This window comes from Guptibacillus hwajinpoensis, assembly GCF_020524165.1.
Classification (GTDB): domain Bacteria; phylum Bacillota; class Bacilli; order Bacillales; family Guptibacillaceae; genus Guptibacillus; species Guptibacillus hwajinpoensis_D.
Genome location: NZ_JAIVKU010000001.1, coordinates 124,119 through 143,148, shown reverse-complemented (window position 1 = coordinate 143,148; position 19,030 = coordinate 124,119). Strand labels below are relative to the sequence as shown.

Below are 19,030 nucleotides of genomic sequence, written 5' to 3'. Positions count from 1 at the left end.
CATTTAACGGTTGACTCTTGTGTGACAATTCAGTATGATTACATCGTAAATGAAAACGATTATCACTAACAGGGGAGGATTTACATATGGTTAAAAAAAGCTGGCTTATCATTTGTCTAGCAACCTTTATGATTCTAGCTGCCTGCGGAACGAGCGGAAATAGCGGGAATAGTAGCTCAGATGACAAACAAGAAGAGAAAGGTACTCGTACAGTAACTCATGCAATGGGAGAAACTGAAGTACCAGAGAATCCTGAAAAGGTCGTTATATTAACAAACGAAGGAACGGAAGCATTACTTGCCATGGATGTAACTCCGGTTGGTGCTGTGCAGTCATGGCTCGGTGATCCGTGGTATGACCATATTTCAGACGACATGAAAGATGTTGAAGTTGTTGGAACGGAAAGTGAAGTGAATCTTGAAGCGGTTGCTGCACTAAAACCTGACCTTATTATCGGTAATAAGCTTCGTCAAGAAGACATTTATGATCAACTTAGCGCGATCGCTCCAACGGTTTATTCAGAAACGTTAAAAGGCGATTGGCAGGAGAACTTCGAATTTTATGCCAAAGCACTAAACAAAAAAGATAAAGGCGAAGAAGTGATGAATGCCTATAGCGATCGCATTAACTCCATGAGCGAAGAGCTTGGTGATCAGCTGGATAAGAAGGTTTCCGTTGTTCGTTTCCTAGCGGGCCAAACGAGAATTTACTATAAAGATTCTTTCTCAGGAGTTATTCTTGAACAGCTCGGCTTCGACCGTCCAGAATCTCAGCAAAAAGATGATTTTGCGGAAGAAGTAACCAAAGAACGCATCCCTGAAATGGATGGCGACGTTCTCTTCTACTTCACCTATGAAGCTGGAGACGGTGAAGCGAATTCCACTGCTGAAGAATGGACAAACGATCCGCTTTGGAACAATCTACAGGTTGTAAAAGACGGAAATGTACATGAAGTAAGTGACGCCATTTGGAATACGTCCGGCGGCGTTTTATCCGCTAACTTAATGCTTGATGATATTAAAGAAGTCTTTTTAAGTGAATAAGATCTGGAACCTAAAGAGCTCGGCTAACGCCGGGCTTTTTGCTTATCTTTTCATGAATAAGGGAAATAGAATAGAAGAAGAATTTCTTTTCATAAGAAAGTGGCAAGAAGACAGGTTCTGATCAGGTATACTAATAGAAAGACACGTAAGGAGGGGATAAATCGATGCCAAATGTCTGGACACATATTTTATTCGGAGAAGAAGCTGCGATGGAAGCCGGCATATGGAACGCGATTAAAGGTGACCTGCCTTTTTTTCGACTTGGTGCACAGGGACCTGATCCTTTCTTTTATCATAATTTCTGGCCGTGGAAAAAGAATAAGCCGGTTCAAGAAGTAGGATCTGTGCTCCATCAAGATCATTGTGGCCCATTCCTTATGGAGATGATTGAATATGGAAAACAAGACGATCCGATGCTTCGCGCCTATATCCTTGGATTCGTCACGCATCATATTCTTGATCGAAACACCCATCCTTATATTCACTACCGTTCCGGTCTTGAGGGAAATCGTCATCAGCAATTAGAAATTATCATTGATACCATTTTGATGAAAGAATATAAAGATGTGGAAACATGGAAAACCCCTGTCTATGCCGAGATTCAAATTGGAAAATCGCTCTACCCCCCAATTGAACTCATGCTGTATGAATTGATTCAATCCTTTTATCCAGAGACGGGTGAACGCATGCCCGATGACTTTATCAATCAATCTTATCGAGATATGGTGCTGGCGCTGAAAATTTTATTCGACCCGCACGGCTGGAAGAATCAGCTTTTAAAAAAGCAAATCTCTTCGTTTTCCTATCGAAAACAAATCGGCGATGAAGATTATTTAAATCGAGATGGCACAACTTGGATTCACCCAGCTATTAAAGATGAGGAATCGACCGCGACCTTTGAGGAGCTGCTCGAACAAGCGGAAGAAGAAGCAACAAGTATCCTGCCTCTGATTCATGACTACTGGCACAATGAAGAAGATTGCATCACTGAGTTAAAAACACAAATCGGCAACCGTTCCTATGACACAGGAAAAGATTGCACGCTTCCACTTGAGCTAAAACATTTCGATCCAATTGTGTAAGGGGTTACAAGATATAAAAAGGTTCAGAGCAGTTGGTTGTACTGCTCTGAACCTTTTTTGTGGCCTTGTTGCTGACTTGTACGTTCTAAAATCGCGATCCTACAAACCCTACACATCTAGCCCTTCATTCGCCATTACAATCTTCGCCTGCTCTTTCCCTTGATCAATGTTTACTTTGCTAAGTAAATAGATACCTGCCAAGAAAAAGACGACGAGGGAAACGATACCGAGGCGGCTTGATCCGGTTACTTGACCCACAAAGGCAAAGAGAAATGGGCCGAAAATCGCTGAAAATTTAGCTGAAATGCCATAGAAACCATAAAACTCTGCATGTCTGTGTTCCGGAACCATGCTTCCAAAGATCGAACGACTTAGCGCTTGAGCGCCTCCTTGAACAAAACCAACGAGTATGGCTAGCAGATAAAAATGGGTGGCGGTTGTCATAAAATAACCGAGTAGGACGATTCCGACATAAATCCAAAGTGCAAGCATGAGGGCTCGCTTTGGCCGAATTTTTTTCGCTAGGTAGCCAAATAAAAAAGCAAATGGGATTCCGACAAACTGCGTAATCAAGAGTGCCGCAATTAAATCGTTTGCATCAATTCCAATGTCTCTTCCATAAATCGTAGCCATTTTAATGATGGTAGAAATTCCATCGTTAAATAACCAGAAGGCGACAAGGAATAGAAGAAGCTGCTTGTAATGGTTTAACTCCTTAAACGTCGTGCTAAGCCTCTTAAACCCGATCGTTGTGTAAGAGCCGCTTACTTTCGGCTGGGGATGCGCCACTTCTTTCACGTTTTTGAACATCGGAATAGAGAAAACAAACCACCATACGCCAACGCTCGCGAATGATAATTGCGTTGCAACAAGCGTATTGGGAAGGAAAAACCAGGATGGATTTAGGATCATCATCAGATTTACCAGAAGAAGGAGTCCACCACCAATATAACCAAATGCGTAGCCCCGTGCCGAAATGCGGTCGATCTCTTCTCCTTTTGCAATTTCAGGCAAGAACGCATCGTAAAAAACATTGCTACCCGAAAAACCGATTGTTCCAAAGATTAATAGAATCGAAGCAAAAAGATAGCCGCCCTCTCCAACAAACGCCATTAACAGACTTGCCATCATGCCCATATAAGCAAAAAAGCGCAAAAATGTTTTTTTCGAATTGGAGTAATCAGCTATTGCTCCAAGAACTGGCGCAAGGATGGCGACGATTAAAACAGCAATGGATTGTGAATAGCCCCAGTAAGAAGTAGCAAGACTTCGATCAATATTGTTGGCAGCGACATCGTAGTAAAAAACGGGTAGAACAGCCGCCATCATCGTGGTTGCGAAAGCAGAGTTTGCAAAGTCATACATCATCCAACTACGAATCTCTTTTTTCCTCATCTCTTTGCCCCCATGAAGTTCGTTTTCTTTCAGCATAACAGGTCTTGTGGCCTCATCCCTCGTACTGGAAGATTATTCATCAACCTTTTACAACGAGCACACTTGCCACACATTCTTGCTGCGAGTACACTAACGGTAGAGTGATGAAACGGAGGTCGTCCTATGGACCAAAATGACATTCAAAATAAAGTAATTGAAAATTATCAGCGTGATGAAAACATGATGATTCTCGTATTCGCCCAATGGTGCGTGAACAATGACCTGAATCCAGAAACCCTTTACGAGAAAGCTTATCCTGATCAGATCCATAACCCTGCACTGAAACAAAGCATCGAACTCGTTGTGCCGAAAGAGGAATCAGAGCATATTCCAGATCAAACGGTAATCGGCGTGCTTTCCCTATTTGGAAATGATGATCTTGCATTTGTTGTATCAGAAGAAATTGAAAAACGTTCAAAAAAAGAGAAATGATCGTTTCTTAGAGTTTATTCGATAGAAGAAGGAAACTTCCTTTTAAAATTAACGAAGACCCGGAGCCTGTGCCCCGGGTCTTCGTTTAGTTTGCGTCGCGAAATAATTTCACAAGCGCTTGCGTGCCACTATCTTCTTCTCCACGTTCAGCTAGATCTTCATATAACTTCTTCGAAAGCTCAAGTCCTGGCGTTAGCATTCCCATTTGTTTGGCGGATTCAAGGGCAATCGTCATATCTTTAATAAAATGCTTCACATAAAATCCTGGCTCGAAGCGATTCGAAATCATCCTTGGCGCTAAATTGCTTAGCGACCAGCTTCCAGCAGCACCAAATTCAATACTTTCAAGAACCGTTGTCGGATTTAATCCAGCTTTTTCGGCATAAACGATCGCCTCTGAAACGCCAACCATATTGCTTGCGATGGCGATTTGGTTACACATTTTCGTATGCTGCCCTGCTCCAGCTGGTCCTTGAAGCACGATATTTTGACCCATCACTTCAAAAATAGGCTGAACTTTTTCAAAGACTTCTAATTCGCCACCAACCATAATCGATAGCTTGCCTTCTTTGGCCCCAACGTCTCCTCCCGATACCGGTGCATCAAGGGAATAGAGTTGTTTTGATAAAGCCTGCTGGTAGATTTCTTCAGCTAGCGTTGGGCTTGAGGTTGTCATATCAATTAAAATCGAATGTGCTCGTGCGTGTTCAAGCAGCCCATTCTCGCCAATATAGACCTCTTCCACATCTTTCGGGTAACCGACCATGGTGATGATAACGTCAGCGTTTGCCGCCACATCCTTCACTTCGTCGTACCATTCTGCACCTTCTTGAATAAGCGCTTCAGCTTTCCTTTTCGTTCTTGTCGAAATAAGGGTACGATACCCTGCGTTAATCAAGTTTCGCACCATACTTTCTCCCATAACACCGATGCCAATAAACCCTAATACTGTCTTTTTCTCCATATGAATCGCCTCTCTTCCCAGAATTTCCTTTTCTATCACTTCTCTTCATCGTACACTAAAAGAGAGGTGAAATCCTAATGAAAACAAGTAGTTTTGCCGGTCTATTTCTTTGGATCGCGTTCGTTGTGACAAAATTAATCACGACGCCGATCGATACGCTTCAATATGTCATGATTCTATTAATGTTCGCCTACCTGGTACTCGTACCGTTAACGCTAAACCTTGTAACGCAAAAAAAGAATGCTTTCTATCGCTACGCTACTCGTTTGCAGCTTCTTGCAGGGGTGCTAGCGGGCATTTCCTTCTTTCTTGAACAAGGAGCGATCGCCGTTTTGCTAGCCGTTCCATGGTTTCTCACAACCATTTTCATTGCCCTTTACGGTCTAACCCGTCTCTTGCAAACGTGGAAAAGAAGTACGATTTTTGATGTCTTAATCCAACTTGGGTTAATGTATATCAGCATCGGTGGTCTCTGGCTCGTTTTACATCGATCGGGTATGCAAATTCTGCATTTTAGCGACGTCATTGTGCTCCTTACATCCATCCATTTTCATTATGCTGCATTTATCACACCCATCACGATGGCGTTTATCGGAAAACGTCTGCTTGCAAAAGTGCCGGCGTTGAAGGCCTGGTTTAAACTGATCGCTATTCTTGTCTTATTTGGGCCACCGTTTATCGCAGCAGGCATTACGCTATCGGATTCATTACCCGTTCTTGAGTTTATTTCAGTCGTTGAATTTGTGACGCCGTTAATCGTCTTTTCAATTCTTTGCCTCGTCTACTTCGTGCCAACGCTTGAGTATTCGGTGCAAATGCTATTATCGATCTCTTTTGCCTCTCTTTTGTTTTCAATGAGCTCCGCGATGATCTATGGCTTTGCTCATATTAATGAAACGGTCATCCTCGGCATTCCTTTAATGGTCTTTTTTCATGGGTTTATCAATACATTCGGCTTCTCACTCTTTGGGTTGCTTGGCGTAACGGCCATGCAGGAGACAAAGCAAGTCAAAAAAACCAGCTTCTCGGTGTGAGAAGCTGGTTTTTCGCCTATCTTATGTTTTTTAAGGCGCCTGCAACCTTTGCAACGCGTGCACCAAGGCGGGAAGCCATCGTTCGTTCAGCTTCAACTGGCGTTCTGGACCCATCGCCACCCGCAAGAGTTGAAGCAGCATAAGGAGAGCCTCCAATTCCATCTGTTGTGAGCTGCTCCGGATTTTCACCGTAAGGCAGTCCAACATAGATCAAACCAAAGTGCATAAGCGGAACAAACGTTGTGAGTGCTGTCGTTTCTTGTCCCCCATGAATCGAAGCGGTACTTGTAACAACCGCCGTCGCTTTCCCTTCTAATTCACCATTCATCCAAAGTGATCCCGCTGAATCAAGGTATTGTTTCATTTGAGCAGGCATGGAACCATAGCGAGTTGGAACACCCCAAATAATCCCGTCAGCCCAGCGTAAATCATCAAGCGTCGCTTCAGGAATATTGTTCTGTGCTTCTTGTGCTTCGACGTAAGGTGGCTGATCTGACATCGCCTGTTTTACGACATCAAATTCCGGTATCTTCACAATTTTCACTTCTACATCTCCAGCGCCTTTTGCACCTTCAGCTACAGATTGAACCATTTCATAAATATGACCGTAAGCACTGTAATACGGAATTAAAATCTTTGTACTCATTTTTCCACTCCTTTTTTTGGTGAGGATGTCATTCGTTATTTACTTTTAATTCATTTATCTCTACTTCGAGATATACCCTTCTCTTCTTATCTCAAACATTAAAAAGGGTAAAAATGGATAAAAAAAGAGAAGCTTCTACAGCTCCTCCGCATAATGACCCAGTTTTTTAAGTAAAGTAATAGCCGTTTCTTTCTCCTGTTCGTCTAACCCAGCAAAAATCGATTGCACCTGAAGTTCGTGTTCAGGAAAAATACGATCCATCAATTCTTTTCCTTCATCGGTAATCACAGCATGTGTGATACGACGGTCATTTGGACATGGATTACGTTTTAAATAGCCTTTTCCTTCAAGCTTATCGACTACATACGTAATGCTTCCACTTGCGAGTAAAATTTTTTCACCAATTTGCTGAAGCGGTTGATTTCCTTTGTGATAAAGCAATTCAAGGACGGCAAATTCTGTTGGATTTAGTCCGTACCGTTGAATATCTGTTTTAATATGATCTGTTACGGAGCGACTAGCTCTGGCTAACACAATAAATAGCTTTAACGAAAGCTCCCGATCTGTTTCATTCATAACGTTCACCCTTAACCTTCTAATATCTTGAATTCGAGATAATTATACTTGTACCCAATTCCCTCTGTCAACTCTTTCTAAAATGAAGTGACTATTTTTCATTTACAGAATGGATATGATCAAGCAGTTGTTGAAAGCCTGTTAGTGCTTTCTTGAATTCTTCTTTTGATAAACCACTATTTGCTGCCATCGCGTCAGGAATAATCGACGCTTCTTCTCTTAACTCTTCCCCTTTCGTTGTTAAATGAACCATTACCTTCCGCTCATCTTCTTTTGAACGTTCTCTTTTAACAAGACCCGCTTCTTCCATCCTTTTCAACAGCGGCGTTAACGTGCCGGAATCTAAATAAAGCTCGGCCCCTAGCGCTTTTACTGTGGTTTCATGATGTTCCCATAGAACGAGTAGGACAAGATATTGTGGATACGTAAGACCGAGCTGATCTAAATAAGGGCGGTACATTTTCGTAATTTCTCTTGAGCAGGCATATACAGAAAAACAGAGCTGGTTCTCTAGTTTTAATTGTTCATTATGGTTCATAGTAACCCCTTCTTTACAGTAAGTTGTGCACAATCAACTTATCCCGATTTGGCTGTGTTGTCAATATGAGGGCATTCTTGAAGCCTCTTCATTGACAGATAAAAACCATTGCGGTATATTTAATCTTGTAAAATTAAATTGTGCACAACTTAAATATCGAGGAGGAGTTTGATTATGAATTCGTTATACACAGCAAAAGCATCCGCTCACGGCGGCAGACAGGGTAAAGTAGAATCTTCAGACGGTGTCATCAACATGGATCTTCGTATGCCAAAAGAACTTGGTGGTCAGGGGGGAGAAGCAACAAATCCTGAACAATTGTTTGCAGCAGGTTATGCTGCTTGTTTCGATAGTGCCCTAAATATGGTTGCACGCATGAAGCGAGTGAAAATTAAGGATACGGTCGTAGAAGCCCACGTTTCGATCGGAAAAGAAGAAGACGGCGCATTTGGGCTTAGCGCGAAATTACACGTGACGATCCCTGGCGTTGATCAAACGACTGCAGAGGAGCTTGTTGAAGCTGCGCACCAAACGTGCCCTTACTCCAGAGCAACTCGTGGAAATATGGAAGTAGAGCTAGTAGCCATCGCGAAGTAAGCTTCACGTACCGGAAAGAGCTGCCGACAGTCGGCAGCTCTTTTTTCATGTGGTATTTGTGGTTTGCTCAATAAAACCAAAAATACTCCCTCAACGCCCACTAGAAGATGAGCTGTTATTCCGCTTAAAAATCGCTATACTAGAAGTAGATTAGCGGAAGGTGTGATGGATTGTGCTCACCGTTTCAGAATTCGAGAGTATGAAAGCCATAAAAGGAACCTTTCAACTTGGTGGCGTAAGAATGAATGTCTATATGTACCTTGTTGATGAACTTTTAATTGACTGTGGGCCTAGCCGTCTTCGAAAAGAAATAACTGATTTCCTTTCTACAGAGAGCTATACCCAAATAATTTTAACGCATCACCACGAGGATCATACAGGCAATGCTTCACTCGTGCCACCGTCGATTCCAATTTATATTCACCCTGAAGGCATACCTCTTTGTCGTACCAGACCTCGTCTGCCACTTTACCGACGTGTTTTCTGGGGCTCACGAAAACCATTTGAAACGAAAGGGATCGAACATCAGGTAAAAACAAAAAACCATACATTCGATTTGCTTCATACACCAGGTCATGCCCCTGATCACCTTGCTCTTCTCGAGAAGGAGCAGGGCTGGCTCTTTACAGGTGACCTTTACGTGATGAGTCAGCCCAAAAGCATTTTCGCATTTGAGTCCATACCAGATGTCATCCAATCGCTTCACAAAGTTTTATCATACGATTTTGACACCGTGTTTTGTTCTCACGCGGGGATTTTACATAATGGACGGAGGCGTTTAGAAGAAAAGCTTGATTACCTCCTTTCTATTCAAACGCAGGTCATTCAAAAGCATAACGATGGAAAGCCTGCATCCGTCATTCAGAAGGAGCTTTTTCCCGATCGACATGTGCTGAACTATTTTTCTTTATTTGAAAATTCCCCCAAACATATCGTCACTTCAATATTAAATAGAGAGACAACTCACCAATAAATACCCCCTCTAACAAAAAGGCTCACGCCTCCCTATCGTTAGGAGAGCCGTGAGCCTTTCTCTATATTTTGGTCGTACCAGAAGATTTGATTTCTTCCCTGCCTCTTTGCTAAATACAATCGCTCATCTGCAAGCTTCATACTCGAAATAATACGATCTTCAAGAGGAAATAGCGCTGTTCCAAAACTCATCGTCACGTTAAAACGCTCACCATCTGCCGTAAAAGTTGTGTTTCTAATGGCAAGTTGAATGTTCACCAAACACTCTCTCGCCTCCTCTACGTTCGTTGAATCAAGTAAAATAGCAAGCTCCTCTCCTCCATAACGATAGGCGCGTCCCCTAGTTCCAATTTGCTTTTTCAATACTTCCCCTATTTTTCGAAGGACCATATCTCCAACCAGATGACCAAATTGATCATTAACTGATTTAAAATAGTCGATATCCGCTAGAACAATAAGAATTTGTTTTTCTTGTTCAGCACAGTAGCGCAAATCTTCTTGAAAAGAGCGGTGATTGTAAAGATCCGTTAAAAAATCCTTTCGAGCAATGTCTTCTAATTGCGAGTTTTTTGAACGCATCGTACGCTCTCTTGATACGATTATTCCGCCCAAAACCCCTATAAAAATCAAGAACATACAGTTAAAAAGATAGGAAATGAGACTTTCTCCGGTGAAGGAGTAGCCACTAATAAGGAGAATACCGGTATACCCTCCGCCAAGAAAAAGCGCGGCAATCATGCCACCACTAAATTTCCAGTAAACCGCTACATGTAAAATAATTAAATAGGCGATTGGAAACAAAGGGCTTTCACCGCCGCCGGTTAGTACAATTAGCCAAAGGAAAGCGACATAATCAAAACCGACGCTTACTTTTGTCATGTAGTGATATCTCTTTGAATCCAACGGGGCCAAATGGAGCGCAAATTCAGCAGCTGTCATATATGCTACGCCAAATAAAAGTAAAACTAAAAAGGAGAAACTTGTCCCCTGCATTATAATATAGTAATATCCGCCTGCAATGATCAAAAACACCCATCGAAATAGGGATAATATCATTTCAATACTATGATCATTTTCTCTTGAAACATTCACTTAGCTTTTCACCCTTTTCATGTTGACCTCGTCCAACTATGAAAATTTTTCCACCACCTTCATTATAACGTAATTTCTTACCAACAATCATGTGTTTTCGAAACTTTCGAAATTCTACTCACACAAAAAAGAAGGCTTCACGTAGAAGCCCTCTCGTTCAGAAATCGCTGCAATTCTTCGGCTGCTGAGAGCCCTGAAATCACCGCACTTTCGATTCTCGTTTTTCCTGCCTGGTCCTCTTCATGTAAGAAGGCATCACCCGCAACATAGACAGGTTCCTTTATAGAAACTTGCAGAAACGGATGATGGTGCACGTGATTTGCTTGGGCATAACGCCATCTTTTTAACTGCCAAGAAGAAATCGCTTCACGGGGAAGAAAATGCCCCAATTTAGCTAACATTTGATCTAAAATGCTTTCATCCTCTTGATTATAGTAAACTTTCGAGAAAGCAGCTGTTGCATAAATCGATATGATTTTTTCGTCAGAAATCCCTTTTATCTGATTATCCACGATACGCTCGATACCATCAGGAAGGTCTGAGTCTTTGTGACCTTCAAGGGACAGACCTGCTGTCTCACCTTTCATCGTAAGGAGGCAAACGAGCGCAGGATCAAAAGTTATTTCTTTAAGTGCTTTCGCCGCCTCTTCAGAAAGAAGGACCTCACTGTTTTCAAGTAGCTCGAGCGTTTGAGGAGCTGGTGGAGTAAAAAGGATCGCGCTCGCTTTTACTTGCTCTCCTCCCTCAGAAAAGGCTACGTACTTTTCCTCATTCCGCTCGATGCGCTCCACTTTACTAACGAGCTGAAGCGGTATCTCATTTGCAAGGTTTTTTACCAGTTGATTCATACCGTTCGCTGCTTTGTATCTTGGGTGCTTCTCCCCGAACCACCTTGATACCCAGCGGTTTTCTTCCCATTCATCCACCATCTGTTGAAATGAATCGGTTCGAACGGTAAAAAACTGGGCTCCATGATCAGCTCGGCCATCATTTATCCTTCTGGTAGCAAGACGGCCTCCAACACTTTTACTTTTATCAAGCACCAGAACCTTAAAACCTGTATTCATTAGTTTCCTTGCCGCCAGAATGCCCGTCATCCCCCCACCTACGATTGCAACGTCAACTTCCTTCATTCAAATAAAACTCGGTATTCGCCGTATCCTTCTTCTTCAAGACTTTCTTTCGGAACAAATTTCATCGCCGCGGAATTGATACAATAACGAAGACCATTTTCTCCTGGGCCATCATTAAAGACATGGCCGAGATGAGAATCTGCTTCCTTGCTTCGCACTTCTGTTCGAATCATAAAGTGACTGAAATCCTTCTTTTCTTTTACGAAATGATTGTTGATTGGCTGTGTAAAACTTGGCCAGCCGCAGCCTGCATCGTATTGATCGGTTGAGCTAAACAGCGGTTCACCCGATACAATATCCACATAAATGCCTGGTTTTGCATTATCGTAATACTCATTCTGGAACGGACGCTCTGTGCCGTTTTTTTGTGTTACTTCATATTGAATATCTGTAAGACGGCTACGTAGCTCGTCATCGTTCTTCTCATAGGCCCAGTTTTTTTCGATAAAATCAGCTCGACCTGATCCTTTTTTGTAGCGATTGTAGTGAGCAGGATTTTTCTTGTGATAATCCTGATGATAATCTTCAGCCGGATAGAACGGCTTCGCTGGAAGAATCTTTGTTACGATCGGTTTTGAAAAACGACCACTTGCTTCTAGATCTTTCCGTGACTGCTCAGCAAGCTGCTCTTGCTCTTCATTATGATAATAAATCGCAGTAATGTACGTGTCACCACGATCAAAGAACTGTCCTCCTGCATCAGTTGGATCAATTTGACGCCAGAAAAGATCAAGCAATTTACTGTATGGGAAAACATTGGGATTAAACGAAATTTGAACGGCCTCTACGTGACCTGTTGTTTTTGAAATCACTTCTTCGTATGTTGGATAAGGTTTTTCTCCACCTGTATAGCCAGATACAATGCTTTGAATGCCCGGCATTTCTTCAAACGGCTCCACCATACACCAGAAACAGCCTCCAGCAAATGTTGCAAGCTCATAATTCGTACTCATTTTCTATCACTCCAATATAGCAGATTGATCCCACCTTAAGTGTGGGGAATTGTCTCTAAACGTCACTACTTAACTTCCACCTAAGGGGGAAATCTCCCTCAAATATTCGTTTCACTATCTATAACATATCCGAAACGGACGGTTTATTGCCAGAAACTTGCTTTATGGGTATGCAATCAGGGAATAATTTACTAAAATATACTGAAATCTGCTACAATTTAGATGTAAAACTACGTGATAAAAAAGGAGATTTTCGACTATGGCTACGTTTCAAGAAAATTTACAGAAATACGCAGATCTAGCAGTTAAAGTTGGCGTGAACATTCAAAAAGGACAAACGCTTGTCGTCAACGCTCCTCTCACATCGGCTGAATTTGTGCGAAATATTGCTGAAAGCGCTTATGAAGCTGGAGCAAAGAATGTTCACGTGGAATGGAATGACGAAAGTTTAACTCGGATTAAGTATGACAAAGCACCTGATGAAGCATTCAAGGAATTCCCAACATGGAAAGCAAAAGGGTTTGAAGAGATGGCGGAAAACGGTGCGGCTTTTCTCTCCATTACCTCATCAAACCCCGACCTTTTAAAAGGGGTTGATCCTGAACGAATTTCAAACGCTAGCAAAACAGCCGGAAAGGCAATGGAAGGCTATCGGAACTATATCATGTCTGACCACAACAGCTGGTCCGTTGTCGCCGTTCCTTCGAAAGGATGGGCCGAGAAGGTTTTCCCTGATGCGCCTGAAGACGAACAGGAAGCGAAGCTATGGGAGGCCATTTTCCAAGCAACGCGCGTTTCAACAGGAGATCCTGTTCAAGCATGGAAAGAACATAGTGCTAACCTCGAACAAAAAGTAGATTACCTAAATACGAAACACTACACCAAGCTCCACTATCATGCGCCAGGAACAGATCTTACAATTGAGCTACCAAAGGCTCATCAGTGGGTAGGCGGCATTAGCGAAAACGTGAAAGGAAATCACTTTGTTGCTAATATGCCGACAGAAGAAGTGTTCACCATTCCACATAAAAAGGGTGTAAATGGCGTTGTTTCTTCAACAAAGCCGCTCAGCTATGGTGGTACAGTCATTGAAGACTTTACCCTTACCTTTGAAGAAGGTCGGATCATTAAAGCTGAAGCAAAGCAAGGTAACGAAACACTTCAACACCTCATTGAAACAGATGAAGGCGCTCATTATCTTGGTGAAGTAGCGCTTGTTCCTCATGATTCACCTATTTCAAATGCCGGCATCATTTTCTTTAACACTCTTTTTGATGAAAATGCATCGAATCATCTGGCGATCGGAAATGCTTATTCTTTCTGTTTAGAAGGCGGGAAGACAATGTCGAAAGCAGAGCTTGAAGCAGCTGGAGCGAACGAAAGCGTGACACACGTTGACTTTATGATCGGATCAGCCGAAATGGATATTGACGGAATCAAAGAAGATGGAACAAGTGAGCCGGTGTTCCGTAAAGGAAACTGGGCCATTTAGTTTTTAAAGCAGAGCGTGAGTGCTCTGCTTTTTTTATTCTAAAACAGTTTCACTGGGATTTTTGATCAATCTCCTTTATACTTGAGTAAAATGATGGGTTTTAACGGTTATTGATCAAGGAGGTTATGATATGAGTGCTAAAGTATATATCATTCATGAAAACGAAGAATGGACAAAGCCTCTTAAACAAGAACTTGAGGCACTTCATGTCCCATACGAAGACTGGTTTTTGAGTGAAGGAAGTTTTGACTTAAGTGATGTACCACCAGACGGTATTTTCTATAATCGCATGAGTGCTTCTTCTCATACGCGTGATCATCGTTATGCTCCTGAATACACGGCAGCAGTACTCACATGGCTCGAGAGTCACGGTCGTAGAGTGTTAAATGATAGTCGCGCCCTTGCTCTTGAAGTAAGCAAAGTGGCGCAGTATGCGGCCCTTCGAAAACATGGTGTTGTTACACCGAAAACCATCGCTGCCGTCGGGAAAGACCATCTCGCAAAAGCAGCGGATGCGTTTTCTGACTCCTTTATAACGAAGCATAACCGAGCCGGCAAAGGACTTGGCGTTCAGCTATTTAACGATCCTGAGACGCTGAAAGCTTATGTGAAGAGCGATGCTTTTGAAGATTCAATAGATGGGATCACATTGCTTCAACAGTACATTTCATCACCTGACGCTTCGATTACCCGATGCGAATTCGTCGGTGGAAAGTTTCTTTATGCTGTTCGCGTTGATACGTCAGAAGGCTTTGAACTCTGCCCTGCAGATGTGTGCCAGGTTGGCGATTCCTTTTGCCCAACTACCGAAGAACCAAAGCCTAAATTCGAAGTGATTGAGAATTTCGACCATCCTGTTCTCGCTAACTACGAAGCTTTCTTAAAAGCGAACGGCATTGCCTTTGCAGGGATTGAATGCATTCAAAATGAGCGTGGCGATCTCTTTACTTATGATGTAAACACGAATACAAACTACAATGCGGAGGCAGAGAAAAAAGCAGGTGTTTCAGGTATGAAAGCAATCGCCGAAACGCTCGCTCACGAACTTTCTAACCTTCATTCTCTACAAAAATAAAGAGCGCCGAGTGCGCTCTTTATTTTACTTTTTAATCTTCGTATCGTTTTTTTATTTGGAGAAAACCATTTAGATTTTCTAAAAAGACGTCAATTAACGCTGGATCAAACTGCTTTCCTTTTTCATATTTAAAATGAGTGAGAATATTTTCTAGAGTCCACGCTTTTTTATAAGGGCGATCCGTGGCGAGGGCATCAAATACATCGGCTACAGCGACAATCCGCCCATATATATGAATTTTCTCCCCACTTAGTCCCTCAGGATAACCTTTTCCATCCCAGCGTTCATGATGCTCTTTTGCGATAATCGCTGCCGCCTTTAGGATACTTCGCTTTGAATTTTCAAGAAGATGGTAGCCGATGTTCGCATGTTCCTGCACCGCAAGAAATTCCTCTTTCGATAGTTTCCCAGGCTTATTTAAAATCGCGTCCGGAATGGCTACTTTTCCGATATCATGCATAGGTGAAGCAACTTTAATAAGATCGGCTTCCTCTTCACTAAAACCAGATTTAATGGCAAGAAGCTTGGCATACTCCGCTACACGTTTAACATGTGCACCTGTTTCTTTTGAACGAACTTCTCCGATTTCCCCCATTTTAAAAATAATTTCCTTCTGTGCTTCTTCCATCTCTGTATTCATGAGTACCGCTTCAAGCGCCTGAGCGGTATAAGAGGCGGCAAGACTTAAATTTCTTACGTCCTGCGGCGTAAATATGCCTTCCTTCGTTAATTTATTGATCACTTGATAAACGCCAAGTGTCTGATTCTGCTTATTTTTAAGTGGAACTACCATAACTGACTTCGTTCGATAACCCGTGGTATTATCACCGTCTGCATGGAACCTTTCGTCTTGATAGGCGTCCTCAATAACGAGCGGTTCTGATGTCTGATACACGTAACCTGCTAAACCACTCTCAGCAGGTACACGGACCTCCCCCATCCCATGAGCCTCTTTCGCCCATAGCTCATCCAATTGTTCATCATAAATCCAGAGTATACAGCGATCGGCAACTGCCATATCTCGCCCCATATCTGCCATAAGCAACAAGAGACGATTAAGATTGTTCTCAATCGTAATACGCCCTGCATAATCAAAAATGATTTTAAGAAGCTCTTCTGATTCAAGCTCCTTCTTCCAATGGCCATTTGACATTCAGCATTTCGGCCTCCCTTACTATGATCATTGAAAAAATAGTTAAGGCTATCCTTCTTCCAAATGGGAAAATACTATCGTACTAATGTTTTGAATACTTCTATCATACACGCATACGACGTTGAGTGGTAGATTAAGGAAAGCAAAATATGACTTCGCTTAGTTCATATGTGATTTCCATTAAGAAATAATCAACCTCATCAAAATGGTCCTACTCTTTCGTAAAAACAGGATTCTTTCCTTTACCTCACATCATACCTATATAGAAACAAGGTGTTAGGGGGAAGTCAGTATGAAATTCTCATTTTCCTTATTTCCAATCATCAAGAATCAGGATACCCCACTAATAAAAGAGTTGAAGAGTGTCACACCCTCCCCACCCCCTGACTTAACAGCCGAAGAAGTGAGAGTCACAGATCGGATTCGTGAACGAACGGAACGAGCAAATCAAAATAATGTCACACGAACAAGGGCATATCTCGATTTCTACTTAAGGCATCGGGAAATTCACTGGGCCTTCCTTGCTCACCTTGTTTCACGGAATGCCGGTTGGACGATGACAGATTTAAAAGGTGAATACCTTCTTCGCTTTTTATCACAAGATGATCAAGAATCCTTTTTCTCATTCCTGGAACGAGGAAACTGGCTCATTTTTCAGGATGCCTATCCTCAGCTATTAATCTACGAAGAAAGCCTGAAACGAAAGAAACCGCTTTTTCATCTTCTACCATTCTTTCACGTTTCTTCTTTTATGGAAGTTGTTTGGCGTCGGTTCTGGTTCGACAAAAATTCACCTACGCTTTCAGTCGCTCTCATTATTAACGAACAATACTACATCGATTCTCGTGTCATGAGCAAGGAGCATTTTAAGCAAACCGTTTTTGCAACGTTTCCTTTTAAACTTCAAGATGCCTTTAATATGAACGTGCTCCTCTTTCCCATGGTACGAAACAACGCGATTCAACTCATTGGAGAACCTGCCCACCACTTTCTTTATGTGAAAGAACGGATTGAACTAGGAAAACGACTTTATCAACTCGTATTTTCGAATCAACACGTTCTAAATGAAATCATACAGTGGGCAATAAGCTCCTCTCACACAGGATCTAGAAAAGATTTTTGGCCAGAGCTGTTTCACCCCATAAAGGAAGGAAGTTTAGATGAAAAACGCGTCCTAAAAAAATGTAAACTTGAAAAAGGACCGCGCATTTATAGTCCTACTTTATCTGTTTGGAAAGACGTCCATCATGAACCACCCGATCGCAGAGATTGGTTCATTAACACACCTGCCCTTTCGTTATTTTCATTACCAGAACCGGACTTTTCAGGCAATGCCCAGAAAATCTATTGCCATTCCCTGCATTTATTAGAAAGTCTGATTTGAACATCGTTATTTCCAAACAAAAAAACTTCCGCAAGGGAAGTTTTTTATGGATCTATATTAGATTTTGCATGCGTAGCACAACTTCAGCAATCAATGCTGAGCCGAGAAACGTTCCTACCATTACGAACATAGCTACGACAACGCTACGCCATCCAAGCTTTACAAAATCGGTCCATGAGCGACCTATTGCAATACCTGCATATGCAAGAATTGGTGTTGCTAGAGCAAGAATATTAATGTTTTCAGTCCACTTCACAATATACTCTGAACCAGGCATGACAGGCATCGATACAAGAATCCCAATAATCCCGATGTAAGCAACGCTTGGAATATTGACAGGAAGAACGTGCTGAAGAATAAGTCCCGCTAAACAAATCACGATTAATACGGTCATACCTGGTAAAGATGAAATTGGAAAAACACTGTAGCCAACCCAGTTTCCAATGGCGGCAATCAGACCAAAGATGATTAATAACAACGTCCACTCTTGTACATTTTTTAGTAGCATCTTATGCCCCCTTTTCCACACTATGCGATGCTTTTTTTCTTGTCATCAGCTGATACATCTTTTCTGTTAGTGGAAGACCAATGAAAATACTCATGTATAATCCAGTTGATAATGACAGCAAATTGCTCGCACCTGCAAATGCGATAATGTCATCTGAAAATGCAGGAAAAGCAGCAACGAGCGAGCCACTTGCAGCAGCCATCATACTTCCACTTCCAATCCCAGAAGCCATTGCGAACGATAGCGGATGTAAAGGTGTAATGGTCGCAAGGAATCCGGAAATCACGCCCATAAATACTGCTCCAAAAACAGTACCAAAGATGTAAATCGCCATCACGCCTCGTCCTTCAGGTGAATTAAAACCGTATTTATCAACAATTAATCCAACGTTTGGCTCTCGTGCGACAGAATGCGTCATACCAATGCTTTCTCTCTTTAATCCAAGTAAAACAGCAATCGGAAGAGCAATGAAAATCGTGCCCAAATTCCCAAATTCCTGAAGCAGCAAAGCCGGCCCTGCCTCAATTAATTTCGGTAGTGAAGGCCCAATGATCACTCCAATTTTTGCAATAAGCAAGGTAACTCCAAGCACAATAAGCGGTTCAGCATTTAGTGACTGCGCTTTTTTAATAACTGGTGTAAAAAACAAACCAAGTCCAATGAGCATTGCATATAGCATCGGCAATAGCAGGATTACGCCTGGCCCCACCGTAAATTGAAAGACGCCTATCCACTCCGTAAACGCTACAATGACTAATACAAGTAAATGTAGTCGCCAATCCTTCCAAATCCCCTTGAGTTCTGTCACTCATATCCCCCATTCCTTTTCTGCATGAAAGCTCTAAAGTTATTGTTATCTTAATATTTCGACTGTTAAAAGTAAATGGATTTTTCTTACACATAATCGGCGTAAGAGAGGGTT

General features: G+C 42.2%; 20 protein-coding genes. 9 read left to right on the top strand and 11 right to left on the bottom strand.

Features of this window, described 5'->3' with window-relative positions; genetic code table 11:
* Positions 1-86: 86 nt before the first annotated feature.
* A complete protein-coding gene (locus LC090_RS00690) occupies positions 87-1,043 on the top strand; it encodes an ABC transporter substrate-binding protein (protein WP_226654312.1) in 957 nt (318 codons plus the stop codon).
* Between the two features lie 164 nt (positions 1,044-1,207).
* The gene (locus LC090_RS00685) at positions 1,208-2,125 is read left to right on the top strand and encodes a zinc dependent phospholipase C family protein (protein ID WP_226654310.1); all 918 of its coding nucleotides are present in this window, start codon (positions 1,208-1,210) and stop codon (positions 2,123-2,125) included.
* A gap of 108 nt (positions 2,126-2,233) precedes the next feature.
* Here the strand turns inward: LC090_RS00685 and LC090_RS00680 are convergent, their stop codons facing one another.
* The gene (locus tag LC090_RS00680; protein WP_226654308.1) at positions 2,234-3,520 is read right to left on the bottom strand and encodes an MFS transporter; all 1,287 of its coding nucleotides are present in this window, start codon (positions 3,518-3,520) and stop codon (positions 2,234-2,236) included.
* Between the two features lie 162 nt (positions 3,521-3,682).
* On the opposite strand from LC090_RS00680, the gene LC090_RS00675 reads away from it, so the two are divergent.
* Entirely contained in the window at positions 3,683-3,991 is a 309-nt protein-coding gene (locus LC090_RS00675; protein ID WP_226654306.1) for a hypothetical protein, read from the top strand.
* An 85-nt stretch (positions 3,992-4,076) separates the two neighbouring features.
* On the opposite strand, the gene LC090_RS00670 is transcribed toward LC090_RS00675, so the two are convergent.
* A complete protein-coding gene (locus LC090_RS00670) occupies positions 4,077-4,955 on the bottom strand; it encodes an NAD(P)-dependent oxidoreductase (RefSeq protein ID WP_226654304.1) in 879 nt (292 codons plus the stop codon).
* A gap of 77 nt (positions 4,956-5,032) precedes the next feature.
* On the opposite strand from LC090_RS00670, the gene LC090_RS00665 reads away from it, so the two are divergent.
* Positions 5,033-5,989 (top strand): YndJ family protein, encoded by a 957-nt coding sequence (locus LC090_RS00665; RefSeq protein ID WP_226654301.1) that lies wholly within the window; start codon positions 5,033-5,035, stop codon positions 5,987-5,989.
* A 16-nt stretch (positions 5,990-6,005) separates the two neighbouring features.
* Here LC090_RS00665 and wrbA read toward each other — a convergent pair whose 3' ends face one another.
* From wrbA to LC090_RS00650, 3 genes are all read right to left on the bottom strand, one after another.
* Positions 6,006-6,635, bottom strand: coding sequence for an NAD(P)H:quinone oxidoreductase (gene wrbA, locus LC090_RS00660; RefSeq protein WP_226654298.1), 630 nt, complete (start codon positions 6,633-6,635; stop codon positions 6,006-6,008).
* 135 nt (positions 6,636-6,770) lie between these two features.
* Positions 6,771-7,211 (bottom strand): MarR family winged helix-turn-helix transcriptional regulator, encoded by a 441-nt coding sequence (locus LC090_RS00655; protein ID WP_226654669.1) that lies wholly within the window; start codon positions 7,209-7,211, stop codon positions 6,771-6,773.
* 91 nt (positions 7,212-7,302) lie between these two features.
* Positions 7,303-7,749 carry a MarR family winged helix-turn-helix transcriptional regulator gene (locus tag LC090_RS00650; RefSeq protein ID WP_226654295.1) on the bottom strand — a complete coding sequence of 149 codons (447 nt, stop codon included), beginning with the start codon at positions 7,747-7,749 and terminating at the stop codon, positions 7,303-7,305.
* A gap of 174 nt (positions 7,750-7,923) precedes the next feature.
* On the opposite strand from LC090_RS00650, the gene LC090_RS00645 reads away from it, so the two are divergent.
* Entirely contained in the window at positions 7,924-8,346 is a 423-nt protein-coding gene (locus LC090_RS00645; RefSeq protein WP_226654292.1) for an organic hydroperoxide resistance protein, read from the top strand.
* A 172-nt stretch (positions 8,347-8,518) separates the two neighbouring features.
* Positions 8,519-9,319: an MBL fold metallo-hydrolase gene (locus tag LC090_RS00640; RefSeq protein WP_226654290.1), complete on the top strand. Its 801-nt coding sequence runs from the start codon at positions 8,519-8,521 to the stop codon at positions 9,317-9,319.
* A 38-nt stretch (positions 9,320-9,357) separates the two neighbouring features.
* On the opposite strand, the gene LC090_RS22090 is transcribed toward LC090_RS00640, so the two are convergent.
* The 3 genes from LC090_RS22090 to msrB all read right to left on the bottom strand — a co-directional run bounded on the left by LC090_RS22090 (position 9,358) and on the right by msrB (position 12,496).
* Complete coding sequence (locus tag LC090_RS22090) at positions 9,358-10,410, bottom strand: GGDEF domain-containing protein (RefSeq protein ID WP_226654288.1); 1,053 nt, start codon at positions 10,408-10,410, stop codon at positions 9,358-9,360.
* A gap of 137 nt (positions 10,411-10,547) precedes the next feature.
* Positions 10,548-11,543, bottom strand: a complete 996-nt coding sequence (locus LC090_RS00630; protein ID WP_226654285.1) for an NAD(P)/FAD-dependent oxidoreductase — start codon at positions 11,541-11,543, stop codon at positions 10,548-10,550.
* Complete coding sequence (gene msrB / locus LC090_RS00625; protein WP_226654283.1) at positions 11,540-12,496, bottom strand: peptide-methionine (R)-S-oxide reductase MsrB; 957 nt, start codon at positions 12,494-12,496, stop codon at positions 11,540-11,542. Before msrB ends, LC090_RS00630 begins: the two co-directional genes overlap by 4 nt.
* A gap of 259 nt (positions 12,497-12,755) precedes the next feature.
* Between msrB and LC090_RS00620 the strand changes: the two genes are divergently transcribed.
* Positions 12,756-13,988: an aminopeptidase gene (locus LC090_RS00620; protein WP_226654281.1), complete on the top strand. Its 1,233-nt coding sequence runs from the start codon at positions 12,756-12,758 to the stop codon at positions 13,986-13,988.
* A gap of 130 nt (positions 13,989-14,118) precedes the next feature.
* A complete protein-coding gene (locus LC090_RS00615; RefSeq protein ID WP_226654279.1) occupies positions 14,119-15,063 on the top strand; it encodes an ATP-grasp domain-containing protein in 945 nt (314 codons plus the stop codon).
* Between the two features lie 31 nt (positions 15,064-15,094).
* On the opposite strand, the gene LC090_RS00610 is transcribed toward LC090_RS00615, so the two are convergent.
* Positions 15,095-16,216, bottom strand: a complete 1,122-nt coding sequence (locus LC090_RS00610) for a GAF and HD-GYP domain-containing protein (protein WP_226654277.1) — start codon at positions 16,214-16,216, stop codon at positions 15,095-15,097.
* A 292-nt stretch (positions 16,217-16,508) separates the two neighbouring features.
* On the opposite strand from LC090_RS00610, the gene LC090_RS00605 reads away from it, so the two are divergent.
* The gene (locus LC090_RS00605; RefSeq protein WP_226654275.1) at positions 16,509-17,600 is read left to right on the top strand and encodes a DUF2515 family protein; all 1,092 of its coding nucleotides are present in this window, start codon (positions 16,509-16,511) and stop codon (positions 17,598-17,600) included.
* A 52-nt stretch (positions 17,601-17,652) separates the two neighbouring features.
* Here LC090_RS00605 and LC090_RS00600 read toward each other — a convergent pair whose 3' ends face one another.
* Together LC090_RS00600 and LC090_RS00595 are read right to left on the bottom strand one after the other, a co-directional pair.
* Positions 17,653-18,108, bottom strand: a complete 456-nt coding sequence (locus LC090_RS00600) for a hypothetical protein (RefSeq protein ID WP_226654273.1) — start codon at positions 18,106-18,108, stop codon at positions 17,653-17,655.
* Between the two features lies 1 nt (position 18,109).
* Positions 18,110-18,916, bottom strand: coding sequence for a DUF3100 domain-containing protein (locus LC090_RS00595; protein ID WP_226654271.1), 807 nt, complete (start codon positions 18,914-18,916; stop codon positions 18,110-18,112).
* Between the last annotated feature and the right edge of the window lie 114 nt (positions 18,917-19,030).